Genomic DNA, 23,591 nt, shown 5'->3' on the forward strand with positions numbered 1-23,591 from the left:
GTTTTGTCTTTAAGAGCCTTTATTAAAGACATTTTTCTACTACTTACTAGGAAGTTTTGTCTTTAATAGGCCTTTTTAATGACATTTTCCTAAATCCCTTCACCCGTTTGTCCTTCATGGGCTTTATGAAGGACTTTTCTTCCTCATTCCTACGAAGATTTGGCCTTCATCAGCTTTATGAAGGACAGTCATCCTGCTTTCTTACTGAGTTTTGTCCCTAATCGTCTTTTAGAAAGTGAATTCACTCTTCTCCACCCTAAAAACTTCTCTTCGTAATGCTGAACAACGACAAAACCACATCCCCTTCGAAACTCATTTGATTCAATTCGCCGTCGCCTCTTCCAAATAATCCATTTTTAACCTTTTATTCATACTCCATTCACAATTGACTCATAAGATAAAGGCAAATGTTGATAAGGGGTTGAAAAAGATGTTTAATCCATTACAAAGGTTAGTGAAATTTTCGAGTAGTAAACGCGGAGCCAAAGTGGTCTTTCTTCTTTGGATTGCTGCTGTCATTCTATTAAGTGTTTTTGCACCTTCCTCAAAAGACTATTCAGTAAGCAGCAAAGAAGGAAGCGTGAAAAACGATACACCTTCCGCCATCGCTAATCAAGTAATAAAAGAGCAGTTTCCCTCTAAGGAGGGCTTGACAGGATTACTTGTTTTTCACCGTGATGGTAAATTAACTGATAAAGACCGTGAGAAGATTACCGAAGTCAGCCAGTGGCTTAGTTCTGAAGAAAAACCGAAATATGTAGAAAGTTCGCTTCCATTCCACCAGTTTCCTAAACCGGTGCAGGATCAAATGTATTCAAAAGACGGGACTACATTGCTTCTCAATTTTACTTTAAAAGAGGGCTCAGATTCTCATGATGCCAATGCAACGATAAAGATAATGAACGATAAACTAAAACAATTAAAATTAGGAACATTGCAGGCTGAAATTACAGGACCTGCAGGTATTTCATCTGATACCATTTCTATTTTTCAAAATGCTGACTTTGTATTAATGTTAGCTACGATTGTATTGATATTTGTTTTACTATTAGTCATTTACCGTTCTCCATTATTAGCTGTTATTCCATTAGTCATTGCGGCGATTGTGTACCAAGTCGTTGACCGAGTATTAGGACTAGGAGGTAAAAATGATTGGTTTGTCCTCGATAGTTCAGCAATATCGATTATGCTTGTTCTATTGTTTGCCGTGTTAACGGATTATAGTTTGTTTATTTTCTCCCGCTATCGTGAGGAGTTAAAAAACTTCTCGTCTAAATATAGTGCCATGGGAGAAGCAATCCACCATGTATCGGAGCCAATTTTGTTCAGTGGCGGCACAGTCCTTTTATCTGTGTTAACCCTATTTACAACCGTATTTATGCCATATAACCATTTTGCTCCTGTTTTTTCAGTAGCGGTTGTCTTTATTCTTATTGCCGGATTAACGTTAATACCAAGTATTTTTGCCTTAATGGGACGAAAAGCCTTTTGGCCATTTATTCCGCAGGCTGATGAAAAGCCGAAAGAGAAAGTTGGCTTTTGGACTAAGGTTAGCAAGCAGGTTATGAAACATCCTGCAGTTATAGCTGGGATTCTTTTAATTACCTTGCTTGCAGGTGCCTTCAACACGACTTCGATTCAATATTCCTTTAACATTATGAAGTCGTTCCCGGAGGATCTTTCTTCACGTCAGGGCTTTGAATTACTAGAAAAACACTATCCTGCAGGGCAATTAGCTCCAGTTACAGTTATTTTAACATCGGATGAGAAAATTGCTTTAGATGAGAAATTTTTAACAAACGTTAAATCACTTGAGGACCATTTGAAAAATATTGATGGGGTCGATTCAATTAGCCAAGGCCTTACAGAAGAAATGATTAAAGACCCGAAAAAGCTTCCACGCGGATTTATTGGAGAGGATAAAAAAACTGTTAAGATGCAATTAGTTTTAAAAGAAAATCCGTATGATTCTAGTGCGCTTAAAACTGTACAAAAGCTTCGCGAACAAGAAGGAAATATTCTTAGCAAAAGCGGCTTTTCATCAAGCAGCTATCATTTACAATATGCTGGTCAAACAGCCGAACAATTGGATATTCGCGCCATGAATCAACGAGATATGGTCATTTTATTTTCACTAGTTACAGTGTTAATTACGATCATGTTAGCGTTACAAACCCGCTCCATACTGATGCCGCTGATTATGATGGCCACGATCCTATTGTCATATGTGGCAACCCTAGGATTCGGCTGGATTATTTTCCACAATATCATGGGTTATGATTCCATCAGTTACCGATTGCCGGTCTACACATTTGTATTCATGGTGGCGCTCGGAGTGGATTACAACATCATGCTGGTGTCACGAATTAAAGAAGAAGCACAAAAGTTTTCATGGAAAGAAGCAGTCGGCAGCGGTGTAGCCTTAACCGGCGGCGTAATTTCATCAGCCGGAATCATTCTCGCCGCAACCTTTGCAGTGTTAATAACACAGCCATTACAAGAGCTCTTCTTATTCGGGATGATAATGGCTCTAGGTGTCTTAATGGATACATTTTTAGTACGCGGCATGCTGTTACCTTCCATTTTGATATTAGTTAAGAAAAAAGAAAAATCACAATCAGCTACACATACATTTAATTAATAAACAAAACCAAAACGAACAGCACAATGCCGCTGTTCGTTTTTTCCTCTTTTTCAAGATTCTATTTCTCTCTATCTTACCAATTTTAGTCATCAAGAACCTTTAAACTAGATTCATGGAAGCCCTTCAAGAAAACATTTCTGTGTCTTGATATGGTTGTTCTTATTATTAAAACCGTTATTACAAAAAATAAGATCAAAATTGCGCCACTAACAATAAAGACTAAATCTGGTCTATGTCCGTATTGATGAAAAAGAAAACAAGAAACCCCAAACAATACCATCAAAAACAACTCACACAAAAAAGCGGTAAAAACATATAGTAAATATGGTACAACAATTTTTGGGTGGGTGACATGTTTCAAGGTAAGCCCTTCCCAACAAAGCTTTGTGATTTTCCCCAACTTCATCACCTCAATGGACTAGCTTTATTACACAGTATGTCCATATTGGCAGATTCTTTAATGTAAATTATAAAAAAAAAGGCAGCTCCCGGCCGCCTTATTTTTATGGTTTATAATTAATACTCAATGAGGATACCACCATTAAAAGGGTAAAAATTAAAAGAAAGATGCAAAGGGAGAGTCCCCAAATGGCATATAGTCTAGATCTTCTCTGGGTAAATAGTCCAATCACCCCAAGGAAAAAGCCTAAAATCGGAAGCTGAACGATAAAGACTCCGGGAAACACCTTTTCTTTAATCAAAAGAGCAACATTTAAACCGGCTAATGAAATAAGCGCAATCAGAAAGGATAAAAATCCTGATATTGTTGGAAGGTGTCTGTTCCCTCCTTTTTTGTTTATTCCCAGTTCCATAGTTTCACTTCCCCCACCTTCATCGCACGAATTTCTTTTACATTTTGCAGTTTTCTCAATTCTTCCGTCGGGCCGGTGATAACGGCACCATAAACCTTTATACCGTGTTCCTTAATATAGGCAAGTCGGCTCTCTAAGGATAATGATTTGGCACGAGCAACTTTTTCAGCAACTGCTTCATTTTTCTCAAGCAATGATAAAATATCAAGAAACACTTCTTCATTGGATTCAGTATCGGTCTTGAACGGGGACCAGGTAGTTGAATCATACTGCGCTGGGTAGCCAAGAGGTGTAATCGGTACGCCTTCAGCGTCTTCTTGGGTGACCTCCATTCCCGTATCCACTGCCAGCCAGCGAAGCTCCATATTTTCAGGCAAGCTATTTTTCAAATCCTCTGGTTTCATTAACTCGTTTAGCGAGACGTATACCTCGGCAACGGTACCATCTGGAATCTTATTTAATATGTCCCATTGATCCGTTTCAATAAAAGGAATTCTTGCTTTAGGGTGTACCATGAACTCGCTTTCCTTGCTAGGGATCTCTGACAGCGGGCGGTCTAACAGCATATTCTTCTTTGGGAAACTAGGCTGATCCAACAAAAAATCGATATCATAGTTTCCTGCCCTATAATCTTCTTTCCCAATACGTTTAAAAACATCAAACTTGATATTCATTGAAAAAAAGCCAATATCATCTTCTACTTTCAACTTTTCTAAGCTCATATTGGGCTCGGTTACATAAATCGTTTTCGTCACGACATCGATTAGATGATCTGCCCGCCCCCCAATTGCATAGTACATATAAGTAGTCAGAGTCATGACAGGCACAATCAATAACAGAATGGCAAGACTGATCATGATATTCGTTTTTCGTGCCATATTTTTACCGATTGTGACAATCTCTGTTTGGCCTTCTTTTGAGTATGGATGAATTTCGTTCACTTCGTTTAGCGATTCTTTTAAATATTTTTGATAATCCTCCTCGAAATGGTTCTTTTCATCACTCATCTGCCTTCATCCTTTCCTTCACTCTATCCATAACCTTCCTCCGGCCCCTATGTAAGTGGCTTTTCAGTGTATTTAATTTCATATCCACAATTTCTGCAGCTTCATTATATGTCAGCTGATGCAAATCACATAGCAGCAAAACATGTCTTTCCTGTTCTTTCAACGAATGAATGTCATTTAATAATAACTGAAAGCTTTCTTTTTCTAACAGCCTTTTTTCCGGAGTTTCCTTGGAAGAGGAACTCCCCTCTTCAATTTGCTCTTGAATAATTAGGCGTTTATTTTTTCTTTGAAAATCAATAAAAGCATTATAGGCTACCTTAAATAACCATGCTCGAATATTGGAGATTTCATAATCCTCAAGATGCAAGTATGCCCGGTAAAAAGCCTCCTGAACCAAATCCTCAGCGATAAAATGATCCTTTGAAAGGGAAAAAAGATAGCGATATAAATCGTTTACATATTCTTGATAGGCTTTATCAAGCTCCACTGCTGTTCCCCCTTTCAACCTAACCACGTATAACGATAGCAAAAGGTTGCAGTTTTGGAAATTTTTTATTAAGAAAAGCGCAAGCGCCGATGGGCTCTCCTCGAAAAAGATAAAGCTTTTCCTTCGTGCGAGGTGCCGCTTCCGAAGCTTATTCTTTTGGAGCTAGACAATTCTCAAATTAGAAATTTACACTTTCTTATTTCAAAAAAAACACCGTTCAGAAAATTTGAACGGTGGTCGAATTATTTATGAACAACTAAATGAGCAAAATGGAAGTGGTCGAATGCGTGTAAACCATCTTCTTTGTCCGCAAAATACAACTCTTCAATATTTGCCGGCGAAAGATTTTCATAGAGTAACATATTGCAATCTTGCAGCTCTTGGTCAAGTTCGAAGGGATCGAAGCTGGTAACCATCGGTTCACCAGTATGGGCAGTAAGTTGCCGCATCTGTATAAGTTTCTTTGAAGCGAGCAGATCATTAAAAGCCATATCGTCGAGATAATCAAATACGAAAGAGCTTCCGTTTATAGACATATCCGAAATGTCAGTAAGAAGTTTGAAGAAATCCGGTTTCTCTAGGTACATTACTACACCTAACAAACTAAAATAAGCAAACAGTTTATTATTAAAGCCGTTTTTTTTCAGCTCATCAGGTAAGGAATCATGTTTAAAATCTACGGGAACGAATTTTACGTTTGCAGGAATTTCAAAACCCATTTCTTGAAGGCGGTTTAGTTTAAATGCTTGGGTTACGGGGTGGTCGACTTCATAGATGATAAAATCTTCTGGTAATTGTTCTTGTCTCAAAGCAAATGTATCGAAACCGGAGCCTAAAATGACATATTGCCTGACACCGCGTTCAATAGCAGACATGAGGCCATCCTCTGCGTATCTTGCCCGGCTGGCTAATTGAGGAATCGTCTGGTTGTTCATCACCCATTCTAATTTCTCTTCAAATGTCTTCAAAGATTCACTCTTTTCCGGGTCAAAAAAGGCAATGGCATTAGCCCAATTGGTGGAGATTAACTGTTTTTCCTCATCCCGTAAAAGTGAATGAGCAACCCGATCATTAAAAATGGGCTGACTGCTATTCAATGCATGATATCCCCTGGCAAAGCAGCTTACTAACGCCGTTAAACTTTCCTTTTTAGCTTCCAAAAATACTCCCCCTTTAAAAAAAGAAAAACCCCTAGCATAATTCTGCTAGGAGTTTATTGTATGATAGAATAGTTAAAGTGTCAATAAAATTTATATTATAACACATAATAAGCAATAAGTCAACAGAAATTTATTCTGTGATAGAATATTTGTGCCTGACACCCTGTGTTAATAGAATCGACAAAGTTGTCTTACAATTTCCGCTTACATAAGAGAGTCTCTAGCGTTAAAATAAAATTGAATTATTACTTCGTTTCGCTATAAACAAACTAATATATATCATTAAATTTGCTACTTTAGATGGGGTGTGAATATGAATTTAAATAAACTTGAAGCGTTCATCTTGGTTGTTGAGAAAAAAAGTTTCTCGGAAGCAGCTGCCGCCCTGAAAAGTTCACAACCGACCACAAGCCTTAAAATAAAGAGCTTAGAAGAAGAGGTTGGGATGGAACTTCTGGAACGATACACATCGGGTATTCAGCCAACTGCAGCAGGGAAACTTGTATATCATGCCGCTAAAGAAATAACACGAAGATGGAGACATCTGGAGGATGAACTTCATGGATTTCAAGACACATTAACCGGAACCTTGACAATAGGTGCCAGCACTATCCCTGGAACGTATCTTGTACCAGGCTGGGTTAAAACATTTCGAAGTCTTTACCCTAAAGTAGATGTAACCATTGAAATCGGTGATTCTAAAAAAATCCTCGATAAGCTATTGGATCATCAAATTGATGTAGGAATTATTGGTCTCGAGCAAGATTCAAACAAACTTAAATTCAGGCCAATTGCCTCTGATTCACTAGTATTGATTACACCAAACGGGCACCCTATGGTCCATGCAAACGAACCTGAATTTAGTCAGATAAAACAATATGATTTTGTAGTAAGGGAAAAGGGTTCAGGCACCAGAAAGGTAATGGAGGATTACCTTTCCATTCATGGATATTCACTTTCCGATTTACACTCTGTTATCTCAATCGGCAGTACTGAAGCCGTGATCGCTGCTGTAGAAGCAGGTCTTGGCATCAGTTTTATTTCGAAACTGGCAGCAATACCCGCAGCAAAAGCAAATCGGATTCAAATCATTGAAAAATTTGACCCATTTCTAAGAAACTTTTATTTCACTTCTCTGACGGATACAGAAAATCGGCCAATCATTAAAGAATTTACGGAGCTTTTATTGAAAGGGTAATGTAAAGAAGCAAGTCATAATCTCTGGGTCTCTATATTTCCATAAATATTCTGTAAAAACAATCGTTACTTAACAACTAAATGAAAAGGTCAGTCCCCCACTTAACGCAGCGGGAGACTGACCCGAAATTCTAATTATTGGATAACTCCAATGTCTTATTAATATATTCATCCTCCGATTTTTTAACCCCTTCAAGTGTTCTCTCCACCACAACATCCATCTGAATACCTAAAATATGGATAATTGTCATAGGTTTTATCACTTTTACCATACTGTATCCCCACTTTATTCTATTTCCTCAAAAGATAGATTTATTGGCTCTTCTAAAATATCCTTTGAAAAATTGATATTGGTGGTTTGTACAGCTTCATCAACTTCTTCAAAATTCAGTTGGTCAATCCATACCTGGCCGCTTCCGGACAGCAGGACACCGAATGAGATGACGGAACTATTTTCCGGCACATCAAGGACAATAAAATAATGATTCCACTCAGTGTCTCCGCTGACAGGACGATCCCCCATATTATCAAACTGCAATACATCGCCTAAACTGTTATCAACTCTCATCCATAAACCGCAAAATCCTTCTACACTCTTGGATTTTAAAAAGCCGGATAATTTAATCCTTTTTCCAAGATACTTTTCCGCCTTAAACTCCTGCATCATTGTAGCAAATTTACCGATGGACTCGGTTGAGACAGCCTTCAAATAGCCCGAAGCTTTCCCTTTATGAAAGTTCTTACGGTCAATACCTATTTCATAATGAAACGGATGACTGCCGCTTAAAAACCAACCTTTAATTGCCTGCTCTTTTTTCAATTCAGTATCCTCCCTTTGTAAAGTAACAGTAGACATAATCCTTCGATAATGGCCTGGGGGCAACTTATAAATCTTTTTAAAAGCACGAGTATACGATTCCTGTGTCTCGAAATGATACTGGAAAGCAATGTCGATAATTTTTTGATCGGTATATAGGAGCTGGCTTGCTGAAACAGCGATTCTTCGAGTTCGAACATACTCCATTACCGTCATGCCAATTTCCTTTTGAAATACCCGATGGAAATGATATTTTGAAAAACCAGCGAAGTTTGCAACCATCTCCAGTGACAGTTCGTCCTCTAGATGTGTTTCAATATAGTCAATCGTGTTTTTAATAATCGGATAACGACTCACACTTTCAACCTCCCTGTAAATAAAATAACAAACTTCCCAAGGATTTTTTTGATATTTCTTGCTTTTTTTATAAAGACAAAAAAAAGACCCATTCCCATACTCATGGAATGAATCTTTAGAATAGTTGTATTAATAACCGGAAATCAGCTTTTTAGTATCGGCATAGAAAAAGATTTCTCGAACTTACTCTTTTTCCTATTGGTTTAATTGATTAATAAATTCCTTCATGAAACCCGGTAGATCTGGCCAGGCATGACCAGAAACAAGATTTCCTTGCACATGAAGAGGATTCTCAATATAAGTGGCACCGGCTGCTTCAACATCTGGTTTACAGGCGATATAGGCAGTCAACTCTCTGCCCTCCATGTATTGGCGAACCGTTGTTAATACGAGACTTGCGTGGCAAATAGCGGCAACAGGTTTATTCGCTTCAAAGAAATGGGCAACAATCCTAGGGACATTTTCATTTAACCGAATGTACTCTGGAGCTCTTCCACCTGGTATAATTAACCCGTCAAACTCTTCAGGATTTACATCTTCGAAGGCCATCTGTGCCTCAATTAAGTATCCTTTACTTTCGGTATAAGTATCCCAGCCAATAAAATCATGCACGACCGTTTGCAGCTTTTTCTTTGATGGGGCGGCAATTTTCACCTCGTAGCCTTCTTCTAGACAACGAAAATACGGGTAATAAATCTCCAAGGCCTCAACGGCATCTCCGGCAATAATAAGTACTTTTTTGGACAAAATTGATTCCTCCTCTCAAAAATAAGGCTTTACCTTTATTTAATATTCAACCTTTCCCGTTATATTACCGCTTTCCTTCTATTAATCTTAAAAATTTTTTAATTAATAACGATGTTAATTCTTACTTGCTTTAGCCTCTTTTAGGTTACATAGAAACCCTTGTACGTGACCGCTTCTCCGCTCCAGTCTCTTTTTGGCCACTTAGAACCCTTTAGATTACTTTTTTTTATGTTCCAGACGTTTTCGTAACTTCATTCTAATTTTTCTCAACATAGGTATGTAAAATTACTTAATTAAAAAATGAAGACTTCAAGTTCTTAATCTAACGCAATTTCACACTATAGTATCTCATAGCGATCAAACTGCCTTCTACATCGAAGACTTCTTTTTCTATTAGCTTTCTTAGGCGATATTCCAAAAATTCATCGCCAACATATTGGTCTAAATGCCCTAGCACCTCACCAATTAATCTGGCAGATTTCATAAAGTCTTTTGTTTTCTGCTCTCTATGTAACTTTTTAGCCTTTTGAATGATAAATGGGTCAAAATAGTCTTCAGGAACACTCACAATCCTTCCGTTTCTCCAAATTCTTAAAGTTTCCCGATTATCTGATATAGAAAGCCATTCTTTCTCATAATCTTCTTTATCATGGTCAGTAAGGACTTTTCCCTGTCCTCGATCATATATTATTTGGAGTTTATCAGGAGAAATTTCGCCTGAATGCAATACAGTATATTGGACATTTCTTTTTTTTAAAAGTTCGCTAAAAGCCTTTGTCGTATTGATAAGAATAATATCATTATTTCTTTCTTTCAAAAGATGCAAACCAAATCGCAGTCCGATCTGTTCATGAGCGTTGTCTGCAGTCCAAATCGTGATTGGTAACCCCTCTGGAATGGATAAAATTTGATCAATTGTCTTTTGAAAACTTTGTTTATATTCCTGAAATTCTCCATATTCATCATTAATCACATTTTTCATCCAATCAAACCGTGCTTCTTTCCCTGCTTCTTCATCTAATCGCCAGACTGGACCAATCGAGAACCTATCCCAAAAGGAAATGATTTGTTCATTTTTATCTATTCCATTCTCCTTAAAGGCTGCTCTTAAACTGCCCGCAGGAGATGGGCCGAATAGAATATGTATCAATATCTCTTTTCTCCCTTCAAGCTTCAATTTATTGAAAAATTATCCTACCTACAATTCCTAATATATCCAAAATCCTACTATTAAAGAAGAAGAGTTTATTCTCCATGTAACTTTAACGCATTGTGGAATGACACAAGATTTCAATTATTAATATTAAATTACAACGTTAACACATAAACACGAATATATTTGAGTATTTTTGAAAAAGAGGAGGTGCCAACTTTTTGAAAAATGCCTGGCTTGTTTCATTTATCCGGTTTCCTATGTTAATCACGGTGCTGTTACTTCTCTTTTTATTGCTAAAAATATTTGGTTTATCATTTCAGTTTCCCTATCTGCCGGAATTCTCAAATGTTTACTTTACTGTCGTTAATGTACTTTGTTTTTTTCTATTACATCGCCTGTTAAAAAAAGAAGGTCGTTCCATAAAAGATTTAATCGATTTTCGCATAGATCGATTAATAAAAGATATTTTGTTCGGTCTGTTATGGCTATTGTTCTTGTATATTCCGTTCGCGCTAACAACAATGGGAATCATGTTTGTCATGTATGGACCGGATTTATTCGAACACTTCCAGACTGTTTTTGCCGGAAATGAAGAGATCTTTACATTTCCACGGCCCCATTGGCTATTATGGGCAACAGCCTGCATTTCTTTCGTTTTTCCGTTTTTAAATGCACCTATTGAAGAACTAATGTATCGGGGCTATGCGCAGCCATTATTTATCAACCATAATAAAAAAGTGTGGATTGGAATAATCATTCCTTCTATTGGCTTTGCTTTGCAACACATTATATTGGCAGTTAGCTTACAAGGAGCTATTGTCTATGCGGCAGCTTTTTTTGTGTGGGGAATTGGCAGCGGGATCATCTTTCACACGCAAAAAAGATTGTTTCCTCTCATCGTTTGTCATTTCTTTGTTAACATAGCATTCGCGATCTTACCGCTAATCTTTCTTATTTCAGGGCAACCTTAATAGAAGAAAAGGAGTCAGTCCCACGCCACTTAATTTTAGCGGGGACTGACTCCAAAATTCCAAGCCCTCAAAATTTTTTCTTTATCCCTATACGGTATACTCGTTCTAACAAACTTTATTTCTTTTTATCCAAAGGAACCACCAATTCTAATTCCTTTATTTCTTCGCTAAAACCTTCACTATTTTGTCGACTTGGCTTAAGTGTAAATGATTTTGGTATTGTATCCATTGGAGGTAAAGTCAGTACCATATGATGACCATAGTTCCCAAAAACCATGCCTGCTTGTAGTTTCAGTTTATCATATACCTGACCATTATCATCCACTACAGAGAAATCAAACCATGGCCAAGTATCGTTTTTATCCATTTCAGCAGGGTAATCAATCGTTAGGTCTATTCTGGTTGATAGAGGTGAAAAGGTTACTTTGTCCGCTGTTAACTTATAAACATCATCAACCGTTTTAGTTGTAACCTTTGGATAAAACTCAAACACATCGCCTTTTATTTTTTTAAGTGGGAAAGCCACCTTCAACTTGCCCTCATAGCCAAATAAGTTTTCTCCATGGACCTCAATCTCAATGTTATCGCCAAATTCATTATATTTAGAGAAGGTAAATTGATGATGTTCAATTATTGTTTTCGAGTTTATGTCGTCCTGACCTGTTGAACCAATTGCTGGTTTAATTTCTTGTTGTCCATTAATTGTTATATAGCTAAAGCCGGCCTTTTCTTCTTTCATCGAAAGTTCTTTTTGACCTGTGTAAACTACTGTTACGATTACCCGGTTGCCATCATATGCTGCTTCTTTTACAGTCATTGTTAAGCCGTTTTTACTATCTTGTTTATCAATTACTGTCGTAAGTTGATCGTGTTCAATTTTCTCTGAGGCAATGTCTCTAAAATCCTTATAAATTGGACCAATTAGGGGAATATTTGATAATGCTTCTGCCATGCCTGTTGAAACAAATCCAGAACCAAGCAACGATAGACATAACCCACATGCAACCAAGATTGACCGTTTTGTGGTTCTTCCGGCTTTTCTTTTTTTCTTGGCTTGAAAGATAGCCGCCTTCTCCCTTGCCATTACCTTTTCAATTGGTACATTTATGTTGTCGATAGATCGATTGAATTTGTCTTTATTCATAAAGATAGCCCTCCTTTAAAATCGGCCTCAACTCTTTTTGCACTCGATGTAAGTGTGATTTTACTGTTCCTTCCGGGTAATTCATAATGGCCGCAATTTCCTTAATGGAAAAATCGTGATAATACCTCAATAAAATAATTGTCTTGTATTTGGGATCCAAAAATTTAAAGGCTTCGGATAAATCCATTGAATGGGCTATGTAATCAACGCTTTCTTTAGAAATTAGTTCAGCAAATATCTCCTCATTATCTGTTGAAAAATGTCTCGATTCTTTTCGAATAAAATCAATACACTTTGAAACAAGAATCCTTGTAATCCAGCTTTGAAAACTCTCAGGTTTTTTTAATTTTTTTAGAGAAATGTAGGCTTTGTAAATAGTTTCTTGATAAATATCAAGAGCATCTTGTTCATTTCTAACATATGAATAGGCAATCCGGTACAATTTAGCGCGAACAGAACTAATCAGTTGTTCAAACGCTTCATCATTACCCTTCTTCGCCATGTCTACTAATTTTGCTATATCCATTTTCACCTTCCCCCTCTTTTTCATCATTAAGTCGAACGAGAAAGTGGAAACGTTGCACAATAATGAAAATAATTATATTTTTGGGGATTCACTGCCTGTAAAAGCTCTTTATCCCGGCAAGTAATAAAGTAGTCCTATCTGTTCAATTAAAAAAAATAGTCCAGTAACAATAGGCAGCATACGTAAGCGTTGAAAATAATTTGCAGGCAAAATGATAAATAACAAAACGGCTAAAATTATATCAAATCCTCTTGGGATTGATAAAGTATAGAAAAAACTATAACCTTCTACCAAGAGCAAACTAATGGGAAAGGCCGCACAAAGTGCAGCAATCCAGCCATTTCCTTTTGCGTACCAAACCGCATAACCACCGATCGGTGAAATCAGCGCAATGCTGCCCCAAGCGATAAAATAATATTTTGGAAAAAATCCAAACAACAGCATTGAATAGATATAATAAACAAGCAACATAGCGATTAGAAAAACAAATGCGTGTAATGCCGCTGCTTTAGGCGAACGACTTCGAACGGCAATTATTGTTGTTACCGTTATCCAAAATCCTAGGTAAGTACCTATTAATCCTACAACTAAACCATCTGTGTATTTTGCCAAGAAGCCTAATAAAGCTCCTAGCATAAATACAAACAATACTCTTACCAATCTCTGTTGTAACGGAGGCACTTTTTCTGACTTAGCTCTTATGTAAACCAGCTTTTCTTTCATACTTTTTCAGTTAAAAAAACTGCGTATAAAATGGATCCTGATGTAAGTGTTTTATAAAATAGATTATTTCCTTCAACTAACTGTTTCTCGTTCATTAACTCTCACCCCCAATTACATAGTTTTACCATAATTAATTAATAGATTTTTATCAAGATTTCTATTGTTAGACCTCGTTTGGTGTTTTACATCATTTATTTTCAGAAATTTAGGTCAAATTGTGCTAGTATAATATGGTAGTTAGAAATACACTATTGGGGGTAAAAAAATGGTACTGCCAAATTTTGATGAGAATTTGCAAAAATATGCGAAACTTTTAGTTGCGAAAGGAATTAATGTTCAACCTGGTGATTGGGTAAAAATGGTCATTACCGTTGATCAAGCTCCTTTAGCTCGTTTTATTACTAAAGAGGCTTATGCTTTAGGTGCTGAAAAAGTAATCGTAAAATGGTCCGATGACGAAATTAGCAAGCTTCATTACTTACATCAACCAGTAGAAGTACTGACCAACATTCCTGAATACGAAATTCAAGAATCTGAAGACCATGTATTAAACCATCGCGTGAGCCGTCTTTCGATTGTATCAAGTGATCCAGGATTACTAAATGAAGTCGATCCAGCTAAAATTGCGGCCTATCAAAATGTGTATGGAAAAGCGTTCAGTGCCCAGCGCATTGCAACACAAAATGATGATTTGAAATGGACCGTTGCCGCTGCTGCTGGAGCAGGCTGGGCTGCCAAAGTATTCCCAGACTTAGCAACTTCCGAAGAACAAGTCGATGCCTTATGGGATCAAATCTTCAAAACCTGTCGTGTCTATGCAGAGGATCCAATTGCTGCCTGGGATGACCATAAAAAAACAGTGAATGAAAAAGCAGTGAAATTAAATGAAATCCAGTTTGATGCTTTGCACTACACAGCACCTGGTACAGATTTAACTTTAGGCTTACCAAAGAATCATATTTGGGCATGTGCCGAAAGTTATAATCCAAAAGGGGAAGAATTTATTGCCAACATGCCTACGGAAGAGGTCTTCACTGCTCCTGACACACATCGTATGGAAGGTGTGGTCCGCAGCACAAAGCCGTTGAGCTATGCTGGTACATTAATTGAAGGTATTGAAGTGCACTTTAAAGATGGAAAAATTGTGGACATTTCTGCTAAAAAAGGAGATGAAACCATTAAGAAATTGGTTTTTGACAACGATGGTGGAACTGGCTTGGGTGAAGTTGCCCTAGTACCAAACCCCTCACCCATTTCCCAATCTGGTATTACCTTCTTTACAACACTATTTGATGAGAATGCATCCAATCACTTAGCAATCGGTGCCGCCTACCCTACTACAATTCAAGGTGGGACGAAAATGAGCCAAGAAGAATTATTAAAACATGGCATGAATACTTCCACTGTACACGTTGACTTCATGATTGGTTCTGACAAGATGGATATTGATGGCATTAAACACGATGGCACCATTGTTCCTATTTTCCGTAATGGAGACTGGGCATTTTAGACTTTTCTTAATGACAATGTTTGATTCCAGTTCCTTACGAACAGTTTCTGTACTGTTCGTAAGGATCTAACCCTATTTAATCAAACGATTGATTAGTTTTTTGAAAAAAGGGGCCAGTCCCTGCTACTTAATGCAACAGGGACTGACGCCAAAACTTACTTTATCTCTGATAAAGCAACTTCCTGATAGGCTTTAAAGAAGGAACCACAAAACGCATCCCACTCCAGCGCAGCCTCCATAGATCCTTCACTTACTTCTCCGAGAACAGGCCTTTGCAGCAGGTCTTCCAACTGCTCTGAAAAAGCTTGAATGGTTTCCTGAGAAGCTCCATCAAGAACATTACTAACAAAATCTGACGGAGAATACCAATCAGCTACTCTACTGATATCACGATAAATTTGGGTTAATAGAAGATTACGTGGGCCTTCCCATTGTTCGTTTACCACGACATCGCGGAATATCCGCGGAAGTGAGGAGAACTCTTCCATTACCCCGTGACCGGCAAACACCGAGATTGCCTCTCGTAATACTTCCACTCCCTCTTTCGTAGCGCCAATTTTCTGTAATAAAATAAGTTCACGTAGATTAAATAGTTGTTTTCTAATATCAAGTGGATGATCTGATTTGAGCCCTGGATTAAGCGGCTTTTCAAGACGTAAGAAAAGATCATAAATTTTAAATGCACCTGCCGTTGCTCGTTCAGCTGCATTTTCTATTAGCTTTAACTTGCTAGCTGCAAGGGGATAGTCTTTTATTCTTTTTCCAAATACCGTCCGGAATTCACTATAAAGATTCGCTTCCCTTGATGCACGCAGCATAAATCCGGCACAGGCAATTCCGATTTCAAGACGGGATAGCGTCAGAACAATTCCCACTGCTACGGCAATGCCTTTATCTTTTGGACCAATTGGATAGGCTAGGGCACCATTATATTGAAATTCGCCTGTTGGAACCTCAGCAGTACCCATCTTCCATTTAATCCGGTTAATTTGATAACCATTTCTCTTTTCCTTCTCTTTATCTCCTGGAAGCCATGAAGGAACAATAAAGGTTGATACCTTGTTTGAACCTGAAATTTTGGCAGTGACAACGGAATAATCGGCATGTGCGACCGAGCAAAAGAATTTATTCCCATATAATCGATAGTTTTTTCCATCCGGAACGGCTTCCAATAGATTGGCAGGCAAATCAGAGCCGCCCTGAATCTCCGACATAAACTGGGCGCCAATGGCAAAATCACCGTTAACCCCTTCTTTTGTATGCATCAAAATCTCTTGGAGTTCTGGATGGGTCTCATCCGGAAATTCTTCAATTAGGGCAATTAATCCATGGGTACATGTTAAAGGACATGTAACCCCGCCTTCTCCTATTTGATGAACTAACATGCGTTTGACAAAACTTTCCCAAGATGTCATTTGACTAGAAAAAAGGCCTTCACCAAATACTCCCTTTTCTAACAGGAGTGTTTCAAAAGGCCGTACAACTCTGTCTATCCTGTGGTTAAATGCATCATAGTGAAGTAAGTAAGGACGGACTTCCGGCCTCGCACTTTGTGCGGCTAAGCGGTTCCATTGAGAAGATACCGTTGGAGAAAAGGAAAGAATTTTTTCATGAACTTGCTCAGACTCTGAACCAGTAAATTTTTTCACTGCTTTTTGTAAAAAAGGTTCATCACGGTACCAATCGAGATTTTCACGCTTTTCAACGAATTCGTCGAAGCTATATGAATTTTTCCCTCTAGCTTCTGTATTTTGGGAAGTCATGCTCATCAAATAATCACTCCTTATTTTCCATTGACAAATTGGATTATTCAGAATTATTATAATATTAAGTTTACGAAAACGTCAACTTGGAGGATAAATGAATGTCAGAGGAAGGTCTTTTTTCAATAAGCGAACTAGCAACAATGTTTGATATCAGCTCTAGAACGATTCGATATTATGAAGAAGTCGGAATGCTAACGCCTGAAACGCGTGATCGGTTAAGCAAGCAGCGAAGCTATACAAATCAAGAACGGAGACGGTTAAAAATGATTCTTCGTGGTAAAAAGCTGGGTTTTAGCTTGCAAGAAATAAAGGAAATGATCGAGATGTACGAAGCTAACCCTGAAGGAGCTGAAGAGAAACAGGCAATCATCAGGCATGCAGACCGTAAGATTCAAGATATTAATGAACAAATCTTACAACTGCAAATATTAAGAGATGAAATAGTCGCTCACAAAGAACGGTATATCCAAAAAAGTGACTCAAATGAGATGGACAAAGATAAAAATAAGAATTTGTAACTTAATTGTTGATGATCCTATTCTTTCCTAAATAAATAAAACCGCTAAGGATGATTCCTGGCGGTTTTTGATTTACTAGTCGGCCTCTACATTCACCATTAGCATGAGATTTTTATCAAAAAGTTCGTGACCAATGACATTTTTTTCGTTAACGGCTCCTAAAATATCCTCTATCCCTGTGATACAAAATGAGGGCAATCACTAAAAGTCCCGATGGTATCCAAATAGATGTATTCCCTATATAAGTGGTAGTAAATGTCCCTGTCAGTGCACCAAATAGAAAAGAAAGAATGATAACAAAGAATTTTTTAAACTGTTTTTTTGATTCCTGATTATGTTCGATAAACGCCGAATAGGCTGCTTGCGTTGCTGTTCGAAGGTTCCCTGTTGTCACCGTTGAATTGTAAGACCACTTGTCGAGTTTATTGAAAGTAGAGATTTGCAATGATGATACAAACGAAATACATACGGTTACTACTTTATTAGGCACACTGCTTGGTAAAATACCTACAAAGATCAGAACCATGCACTCTAATATAAGAATCGAGCGTCTATAGCTATGTAATACTTGCCTTATAGGGGGAATCTTAACGACTTCGGATACCAAAACACCTAGTATAAAAGCGAATATTGGCAGAATATAGAGGATTGAACCTCCCCACTCCCCATTTGCTACTTTTACAGCTAATAATACTATATTTCCTGTTTGTGCATTAGCAAATACCCCATCTCTGCTAATGAAAGTATAAGCATCTAAAAAACCTCCTACTAAAGCTAACAATGCACCTAAACGAACAGAATTTGACGATAACGAAGGAATCTTTGTTTGTTTGTCTATCATAGGATGATCTCCCTTGTATCTCTGATAATGTATTATTTTGCACCATTATATGCTTTCTAAACTTCATCAAAAATTGCAAGATATAAGAAAATCGCCATGATAAATTAACCGTTAGAATGTACAAAAAATTAGCTATTCTTTTACTAGTTGCCCGTTTGGTGATTATTTGTTTTATTAAGTGACTTTAAGAGCAGGGCGGCCCTTCCTCTTTCTCCCTAACCATCAATCTAAGGTCTTGTAAAAAGGAACAATCGCCTACTGCTTCGAGATTGCCATATTGGTTGATGAATTGAGCAATTGGTATGTACGACGATTCAATCAAACGTTTGATTAGGTTTTGGCTTCAACTCGAAGGAAGTGCCCTCCCATCCTGTCCACTGGAGGCGGACAAAAACGCAAAATGTCCACGAACGGTGCCTGACACCATTACCATCATATCCATAGTCTTTTCATGTAGTCGTTTAGGAAGATGCCTTGTGGGTCTAATTCGTTTCTTATTGTTAGGAATTCTGGGAGTTTTGGATAGAGGGATAGTAATTCTTCTTTGCTTTGGTTGTGCATTTTCCCCCAATGCGGTCTTCCCTCGTATTTCTTCATTATTGATTCCATATCCTGAAAATACTCTTCATAGGGCATACCTTTGTACATATGGAAGGCGATATAAGCGGAATCCCTTTGGTAGGATGGACTGAGCCAAATGTCATCTGCCTTGACAGTCCTGCATTCTATTGGAAAATGTACTTGGTGCTGCTTTGCTTCAATGCATTTTCGAATCTCTTGAAGCGCCGACTTGAAATGATAAAGTGGAATACAGTATTCTATTTCCCTGAATTTAACTAATCTTGGAGTAGCAAAGAGCTCATAACTATTTGCTGCAATAGCTGTGCTTCCTACAGCCTTAGCGGATAGCCTGCTGATAGAGCGGCTGCTCTTTGGAAACAATCGGCAGATCTCTGAGAGGATGAAAAACAAATAGTTTTCTAAGAAAAGATTATTAAAATGGTGGAACGACAAACTCTGAGGCTTTCGATCTGAGATGTTCATTGTTTTAATTTGGACGATATCTGAAAAAGGAAATAAATAAAATTCGAAATGGCGGTTTGCTGCGATGTAGTGATCGAGCTGTTGTTCGAACTGCGAATAATTAACCTTCTCGCTTCTATATTCGTACACAAGACTTTTTATCATTTTTAGTTTGACTTTGACGATAATTCCGAGACCCCCTAGCGAAACGAGACAAGCTTTGAAATAGTGAGGGTTTTGTTTCTCAGAGATTGTGAGAATTTCCCCATATGCAGTTACAAGTGATAACTCCATTACCTGGGTTGAAAGATTACCAAACTCCAGTCCCGTGCCATGGGTTCCCGTCGAAATGGCTCCAGCTATGCTTTGGACATTTATATCCCCTAGGTTTTCTTGGGCATATCCGGCACGACCAAGTGCTTCTCCTAATTGAAATAACCTGGTACCTCCTAAAACAGTTACCATACTATTTTCTTCATCAAACTGTTCAATCCCGCTCAAAGAATCAAGCGAAACTAGCCACTCTTCTGTTTTCACTAAACTAGTAAATGAATGCCCAGCTCCGACTACTCTGATCGTCTTCTTTTGCTTAGAAGCTTCTTTTACGATCGAAGAAACCTCCTCTATAGAGGATGGATACAGGATTTTTTCTGGAGTACTCTCACATGTACGCGCCCAGTTTTTCCACGTTATTCCTTTTACTGTCTTGATCATAGAAAACATTTACCTTCCCCCCGGTAAGTATGATAACGGTCTACGATTTGCTGGTCAGCCAAACAAACGATTTCATTAAAACGCTCACAAATTTCTCCGGCTTTAGCAGCCCGGAAAATAATTGCATCTCCAATTTCAAGTGCTTCCTTTTCATAATAAACCGGTGTTTGCACTTCTCCTGCTCCCTCAAACGGCAACAGCTTGCCCCCTGATGGGTAAACGGGCTGAGGGACTTTCTCCTTACCATGTGGTCCGGATGAAACATAACCTCCGCCAAGACAAGTATATATATTTGGAGCTGGCTTTCTGACAACAGGAAGAGCGAAAAATAAGCTAGGTTTAAGCCGAAAGTTCCGATAGTAATCAAACAGCAGCGGGGAATAGAATCCTGACCCGGCTGTAAGCTCCGTGACAATTTCTTCTTTAGATGTTGAATCAAGGCTCCCGGTCCCGCCTCCATTCACAAATGCCAACTGCAGCCCTTCCCTCTCGAGGGCTTGAACAATTGTCTTCCTTCTCACTTTGATTTCAGTTATTGATTTCCTTTTCATAAAAGCGATAACAGGATTTTTTAGATGCTGTGCGGGCATCTTGTCACCTACTCCGGCAATTTGCGCTTCATAGCCCATGATTCCCAGAAGCTTTATCCTTGGAGACTGTTTTATTTTTAATGCAAGCTGGATAACATCCTCTTCATTTTTCAACGGAGAGCGTCTTACACCAAAATGCAGGCTGCCAAACTTTGTGCTCATATCAACATCAATGCAGAGATAGAACATTCCATTTACCTTTTCGGCTATCTCTTTTAGATGATCAATGTGTTCTGATGAATCGACCATACACGTGATTTGTGTTCCATTACCATTAAATTGGGCTATTTGAATGAGTGCTCCCTCATCCCAGCAAGGATAACCGAGCAAAATATCATCAAAGCCTTTTTCCGCAAGAAAGATGGCCTCATTCGGACTAAAGCACATTAAGCCTTTGAAAATGGAATTTGATTGAAAAACCCGTTTTAAAACAGGAACAGACCGAATTGATTTGGTTGCAATTCTAATACTTTTTCCATTTGCCATTTCAGCAATTTTCTTGCAGTTATCATCAAAAGCATGTACATCTAAAATTAAGGCTGGAAGAGATACATCTCTAGCTACGTTTTTTAACATCAATGACATCAACTCACATTTAGATTTTAGAAAAAGAGCTTTTACTAAATAATAAACCATAATGCAAAATAGATGAAAGTTATTTTTATAAAATTCAGAATTTTAACAAAGAACAAAAATGGTGCCTGGCGCTGTTCGTAAAAATAATTAAACTTAAAGTGTCAGTCCTCCATCACTTTAACGTAACGGGGGACCGACAGCTTTGCATGTTATTGGGACTTGTTTTCTCATGCTCCTTTTTTGTGATATCTTAAAAAATATAAAGGATGTGTAAATACAATGGATTTTTCTAATAAAACTGTGATCATAACAGGGGCTGGAAATGGAATTGGAAAAGGAATTGCATTACTTTATGCAGAAAAAGGTGCCAATGTCGTTTTAGCAGATATTGATGAAAATGCAGGCTCTCAAACAGCTAGTTCGATAAAAGAACAGGGCGGGAAAGCACTTTTCGTACAAACAGATGTAAGACTGGAAACGGATATCATCCGGTTAATGGAAACAGCATATCAAACATATGGTCAGATAAATATTTTAATCAATAATGCAGGAAAAGCATTATTCAAGTCTCCATACGAACTAACGGTAGATGAGTGGGATAACGTGATTAACACAAACTTAAGAAGTGTTTTCTTGGGGTCACGTGAAGCAGCAAAATATATGCGTCATAATGATGAAGGTGGATCGATTGTAAATATTGCCTCCACAAGAGCCATCATGTCTGAGCCCAGTTCAGAATCGTATGCTGCCACAAAAGGTGGAATCGTTGCCATTACACATGCGCTTGCAGCTTCATTAAGCAATGATAAGATTATGGTTAATGCCATTTCCCCCGGTTGGATTGAAACAGGTGATTATACCAAATTAGGCAAAATGGATCATGAACAGCATCTATCAAAACGAGTAGGCAAACCAGCGGATATTGCACGTGCCTGTCTATATTTAACAGCCAAAGAGAATGACTTTGTTACAGGCATTAACCTTGTCGTAGACGGTGGAATGACACGGAAAATGATCTATGAGGAGTAGAAGCAATAAACGGAGTACAAAGTACACGATAACAAATGGAGTACGAACAGGTTGACTCTAGTACAATTCTGGAGTCAACAAGACATATCTTAAACGGGACAAGGATCTTGCCTAATCAATCAGATTACCTTTTAATCAAACGTTTGATTAGTTCATGTATGCCAGTCATACCAATTGGTCCAGCTATTTAATCAAATGTTTGATTAGTTTTTGGAGATAATTCAGCGGCCTTTCCATAACCACAGACTTTTTTTTAAAAGAAATTGCGACGAGCCGTCACTATGCTTCCTCGCTGAAAGGGCACCTTCGTTAAATAAGAAGATGCCCTTTTCGTCCTCGTATTCTTTAAAATCTCTATTTATTCCCTTCCATCGCTCTCACTTTTAATGAGTTTTCAATAATCAAGTCAAGCAATTCACCATAAGGAATCCCGGCTGATTCAGCACTTTTCGGCAGCAAGCTATTCTTCGTCATCCCAGGCAATGAATTAACCTCCATGACATAGGGGATACCGTTTCTAATCATCATGTCGATCCGGGCATAAACACTACATTTCAGTGATTTATAGCAGGTCATTGCAGCAAAAGCAACTTTGTCATGTGTTTCAGGCGGAAGCTGGATTACCTCTTCAATCGTAGCCACATCATTATATTTGGACGTATAATCAAAAAACTCTCCCTTATGCCGAATGGAAACAATGGGTAAGAGCTTTCCATCTATAATAGGACAAGTGATTTCTTCACCTTTTACATACTTTTCAATGATTACTTCAGGATCCCATTTGAATACTTCAGCAATTGAAGACACTATCGTATCTTGATCATAAACAATTTTTACTCCTACACTTGACCCGCCCGAATTAGGTTTCACCACTACTGGGTAACCCATCTTGTCAATTTCATCCAAGTTAAGTTCTTCTATATTCGTAAGGTGAATCCAATTCGGTGTTTGCACTCCTTCATAACGGATAATTTTTTTTGAGATATTCTTATCCATGCACAAGCTGCTAGACAGTACCCCGCTCCCTGTATAAGGAATACCAAGGGTTTCAAGGGTACCTTGAATGGTGCCGTCTTCACCGTACTTCCCATGAAGCGCAAGTAATGCAACATCGAGATTTTTCACCTTATCTACCAGATCTTCTTTGTCATCTATTTGGATTGGTACAATTTCATATTTATCTTTATTTAAATTCGCAATCATTTCTTCACCTGTCATGAGCGAAACTTGTTTTTCGGAGGAAACGCCTCCCATAATTACGCCAACTTTCATT

General features: G+C 38.1%; 23 protein-coding genes. 6 read left to right on the forward strand and 17 right to left on the reverse strand.

Features of this window, described 5'->3' with window-relative positions; genetic code table 11:
• Positions 1-454: 454 nt before the first annotated feature.
• A complete protein-coding gene (locus V7150_RS05155) occupies positions 455-2,641 on the forward strand; it encodes an MMPL family transporter (protein WP_335514407.1) in 2,187 nt (728 codons plus the stop codon).
• An 85-nt stretch (positions 2,642-2,726) separates the two neighbouring features.
• Here V7150_RS05155 and V7150_RS05160 read toward each other — a convergent pair whose 3' ends face one another.
• The 5 genes from V7150_RS05160 to V7150_RS05180 form a co-directional block, all read right to left on the reverse strand.
• Positions 2,727-3,044: a hypothetical protein gene (locus V7150_RS05160; protein WP_335514410.1), complete on the reverse strand. Its 318-nt coding sequence runs from the start codon at positions 3,042-3,044 to the stop codon at positions 2,727-2,729.
• A gap of 103 nt (positions 3,045-3,147) precedes the next feature.
• On the reverse strand, positions 3,148-3,456 hold the full coding sequence (locus tag V7150_RS05165; protein ID WP_335514413.1) for a hypothetical protein: 309 nt from the start codon (positions 3,454-3,456) through the stop codon (positions 3,148-3,150).
• Positions 3,441-4,463: an anti-sigma factor gene (locus tag V7150_RS05170; protein WP_335514416.1), complete on the reverse strand. Its 1,023-nt coding sequence runs from the start codon at positions 4,461-4,463 to the stop codon at positions 3,441-3,443. The genes V7150_RS05165 and V7150_RS05170 overlap by 16 nt, the downstream gene beginning before the upstream one ends.
• Positions 4,456-4,953: a sigma-70 family RNA polymerase sigma factor gene (locus V7150_RS05175; protein ID WP_335514420.1), complete on the reverse strand. Its 498-nt coding sequence runs from the start codon at positions 4,951-4,953 to the stop codon at positions 4,456-4,458. Before V7150_RS05175 ends, V7150_RS05170 begins: the two co-directional genes overlap by 8 nt.
• Before the next feature lie 242 nt (positions 4,954-5,195).
• Positions 5,196-6,113: a class I SAM-dependent methyltransferase gene (locus V7150_RS05180; RefSeq protein ID WP_335514424.1), complete on the reverse strand. Its 918-nt coding sequence runs from the start codon at positions 6,111-6,113 to the stop codon at positions 5,196-5,198.
• Positions 6,114-6,426: 313 nt separating this feature from the next.
• Here V7150_RS05180 and V7150_RS05185 point away from each other — a divergent pair, with 313 nt between their 5' ends.
• On the forward strand, positions 6,427-7,311 hold the full coding sequence (locus V7150_RS05185) for a selenium metabolism-associated LysR family transcriptional regulator (RefSeq protein WP_335514427.1): 885 nt from the start codon (positions 6,427-6,429) through the stop codon (positions 7,309-7,311).
• Positions 7,312-7,441: 130 nt separating this feature from the next.
• Here the strand turns inward: V7150_RS05185 and V7150_RS05190 are convergent, their stop codons facing one another.
• The 4 genes from V7150_RS05190 to V7150_RS05205 form a co-directional block, all read right to left on the reverse strand.
• Positions 7,442-7,582: a hypothetical protein gene (locus tag V7150_RS05190; protein ID WP_335514429.1), complete on the reverse strand. Its 141-nt coding sequence runs from the start codon at positions 7,580-7,582 to the stop codon at positions 7,442-7,444.
• Positions 7,583-7,596: 14 nt separating this feature from the next.
• Positions 7,597-8,484 carry a helix-turn-helix transcriptional regulator gene (locus V7150_RS05195; protein WP_335514430.1) on the reverse strand — a complete coding sequence of 296 codons (888 nt, stop codon included), beginning with the start codon at positions 8,482-8,484 and terminating at the stop codon, positions 7,597-7,599.
• Between the two features lie 195 nt (positions 8,485-8,679).
• Positions 8,680-9,231, reverse strand: coding sequence for a DJ-1/PfpI family protein (locus tag V7150_RS05200; protein ID WP_335514432.1), 552 nt, complete (start codon positions 9,229-9,231; stop codon positions 8,680-8,682).
• A 322-nt stretch (positions 9,232-9,553) separates the two neighbouring features.
• The gene (locus tag V7150_RS05205) at positions 9,554-10,381 is read right to left on the reverse strand and encodes a DUF1835 domain-containing protein (protein WP_335514434.1); all 828 of its coding nucleotides are present in this window, start codon (positions 10,379-10,381) and stop codon (positions 9,554-9,556) included.
• 224 nt (positions 10,382-10,605) lie between these two features.
• Between V7150_RS05205 and V7150_RS05210 the strand changes: the two genes are divergently transcribed.
• On the forward strand, positions 10,606-11,358 hold the full coding sequence (locus tag V7150_RS05210) for a CPBP family intramembrane glutamic endopeptidase (RefSeq protein ID WP_335514436.1): 753 nt from the start codon (positions 10,606-10,608) through the stop codon (positions 11,356-11,358).
• 115 nt (positions 11,359-11,473) lie between these two features.
• Here V7150_RS05210 and V7150_RS05215 read toward each other — a convergent pair whose 3' ends face one another.
• The 3 genes from V7150_RS05215 to V7150_RS05225 form a co-directional block, all read right to left on the reverse strand.
• Positions 11,474-12,502 carry a DUF4179 domain-containing protein gene (locus tag V7150_RS05215; protein ID WP_335514439.1) on the reverse strand — a complete coding sequence of 343 codons (1,029 nt, stop codon included), beginning with the start codon at positions 12,500-12,502 and terminating at the stop codon, positions 11,474-11,476.
• Entirely contained in the window at positions 12,495-13,028 is a 534-nt protein-coding gene (locus V7150_RS05220; protein WP_335514442.1) for a sigma-70 family RNA polymerase sigma factor, read from the reverse strand. Before V7150_RS05220 ends, V7150_RS05215 begins: the two co-directional genes overlap by 8 nt.
• 108 nt (positions 13,029-13,136) lie before the next feature.
• Entirely contained in the window at positions 13,137-13,751 is a 615-nt protein-coding gene (locus V7150_RS05225) for a DUF6518 family protein (RefSeq protein WP_335514445.1), read from the reverse strand.
• 265 nt (positions 13,752-14,016) lie between these two features.
• Between V7150_RS05225 and V7150_RS05230 the strand changes: the two genes are divergently transcribed.
• Complete coding sequence (locus tag V7150_RS05230; protein WP_335514447.1) at positions 14,017-15,261, forward strand: aminopeptidase; 1,245 nt, start codon at positions 14,017-14,019, stop codon at positions 15,259-15,261.
• 155 nt (positions 15,262-15,416) lie between these two features.
• Here V7150_RS05230 and V7150_RS05235 read toward each other — a convergent pair whose 3' ends face one another.
• On the reverse strand, positions 15,417-17,030 hold the full coding sequence (locus V7150_RS05235) for an acyl-CoA dehydrogenase family protein (RefSeq protein WP_335514449.1): 1,614 nt from the start codon (positions 17,028-17,030) through the stop codon (positions 15,417-15,419).
• Between the two features lie 95 nt (positions 17,031-17,125).
• Between V7150_RS05235 and V7150_RS05240 the strand changes: the two genes are divergently transcribed.
• On the forward strand, positions 17,126-17,545 hold the full coding sequence (locus tag V7150_RS05240; RefSeq protein WP_335514453.1) for a MerR family DNA-binding protein: 420 nt from the start codon (positions 17,126-17,128) through the stop codon (positions 17,543-17,545).
• A 148-nt stretch (positions 17,546-17,693) separates the two neighbouring features.
• On the opposite strand, the gene V7150_RS05245 is transcribed toward V7150_RS05240, so the two are convergent.
• The 3 genes from V7150_RS05245 to V7150_RS05255 form a co-directional block, all read right to left on the reverse strand.
• Entirely contained in the window at positions 17,694-18,386 is a 693-nt protein-coding gene (locus V7150_RS05245) for a YoaK family protein (RefSeq protein ID WP_335514456.1), read from the reverse strand.
• 432 nt (positions 18,387-18,818) lie between these two features.
• Positions 18,819-20,120: a D-arabinono-1,4-lactone oxidase gene (locus V7150_RS05250; RefSeq protein ID WP_420490255.1), complete on the reverse strand. Its 1,302-nt coding sequence runs from the start codon at positions 20,118-20,120 to the stop codon at positions 18,819-18,821.
• A complete protein-coding gene (locus V7150_RS05255) occupies positions 20,120-21,289 on the reverse strand; it encodes an amino acid deaminase/aldolase (protein ID WP_335514461.1) in 1,170 nt (389 codons plus the stop codon). Before V7150_RS05255 ends, V7150_RS05250 begins: the two co-directional genes overlap by 1 nt.
• 279 nt (positions 21,290-21,568) lie before the next feature.
• On the opposite strand from V7150_RS05255, the gene V7150_RS05260 reads away from it, so the two are divergent.
• Positions 21,569-22,318, forward strand: coding sequence for a glucose 1-dehydrogenase (locus tag V7150_RS05260; RefSeq protein WP_335514463.1), 750 nt, complete (start codon positions 21,569-21,571; stop codon positions 22,316-22,318).
• A gap of 354 nt (positions 22,319-22,672) precedes the next feature.
• Here V7150_RS05260 and V7150_RS05265 read toward each other — a convergent pair whose 3' ends face one another.
• Positions 22,673-23,590, reverse strand: a complete 918-nt coding sequence (locus tag V7150_RS05265) for a D-alanine--D-alanine ligase (RefSeq protein ID WP_335514465.1) — start codon at positions 23,588-23,590, stop codon at positions 22,673-22,675.
• Position 23,591: the final 1 nt, after the last annotated feature.

The sequence above is a fragment of the Neobacillus drentensis genome (assembly GCF_036965245.1).
GTDB classification, from domain to species: Bacteria; Bacillota; Bacilli; order Bacillales; family Cytobacillaceae; genus Neobacillus; species Neobacillus drentensis_G.

What these genes read in the sequence shown, in the direction of transcription:
- V7150_RS05165 (WP_335514413.1), bottom strand. Translation starts at nt 3,456, where the DNA reads ATGGAACTGGGAATAAACAAAAAAGGAGGGAACAGACACCTTCCAACA.
- V7150_RS05260 (WP_335514463.1), top strand. Translation starts at nt 21,569, where the DNA reads ATGGATTTTTCTAATAAAACTGTGATCATAACAGGGGCTGGAAATGGA.
- V7150_RS05170 (WP_335514416.1), bottom strand. Translation starts at nt 4,463, where the DNA reads ATGAGTGATGAAAAGAACCATTTCGAGGAGGATTATCAAAAATATTTA.
- V7150_RS05255 (WP_335514461.1), bottom strand. Translation starts at nt 21,289, where the DNA reads ATGTTAAAAAACGTAGCTAGAGATGTATCTCTTCCAGCCTTAATTTTA.
- V7150_RS05185 (WP_335514427.1), top strand. Translation starts at nt 6,427, where the DNA reads ATGAATTTAAATAAACTTGAAGCGTTCATCTTGGTTGTTGAGAAAAAA.
- V7150_RS05235 (WP_335514449.1), bottom strand. Translation starts at nt 17,030, where the DNA reads ATGAGCATGACTTCCCAAAATACAGAAGCTAGAGGGAAAAATTCATAT.
- V7150_RS05220 (WP_335514442.1), bottom strand. Translation starts at nt 13,028, where the DNA reads ATGGATATAGCAAAATTAGTAGACATGGCGAAGAAGGGTAATGATGAA.
- V7150_RS05225 (WP_335514445.1), bottom strand. Translation starts at nt 13,751, where the DNA reads ATGAAAGAAAAGCTGGTTTACATAAGAGCTAAGTCAGAAAAAGTGCCT.
- V7150_RS05265 (WP_335514465.1), bottom strand. Translation starts at nt 23,590, where the DNA reads ATGAAAGTTGGCGTAATTATGGGAGGCGTTTCCTCCGAAAAACAAGTT.
- V7150_RS05215 (WP_335514439.1), bottom strand. Translation starts at nt 12,502, where the DNA reads ATGAATAAAGACAAATTCAATCGATCTATCGACAACATAAATGTACCA.
- V7150_RS05240 (WP_335514453.1), top strand. Translation starts at nt 17,126, where the DNA reads ATGTCAGAGGAAGGTCTTTTTTCAATAAGCGAACTAGCAACAATGTTT.
- V7150_RS05230 (WP_335514447.1), top strand. Translation starts at nt 14,017, where the DNA reads ATGGTACTGCCAAATTTTGATGAGAATTTGCAAAAATATGCGAAACTT.
- V7150_RS05245 (WP_335514456.1), bottom strand. Translation starts at nt 18,386, where the DNA reads ATGATAGACAAACAAACAAAGATTCCTTCGTTATCGTCAAATTCTGTT.
- V7150_RS05190 (WP_335514429.1), bottom strand. Translation starts at nt 7,582, where the DNA reads ATGGTAAAAGTGATAAAACCTATGACAATTATCCATATTTTAGGTATT.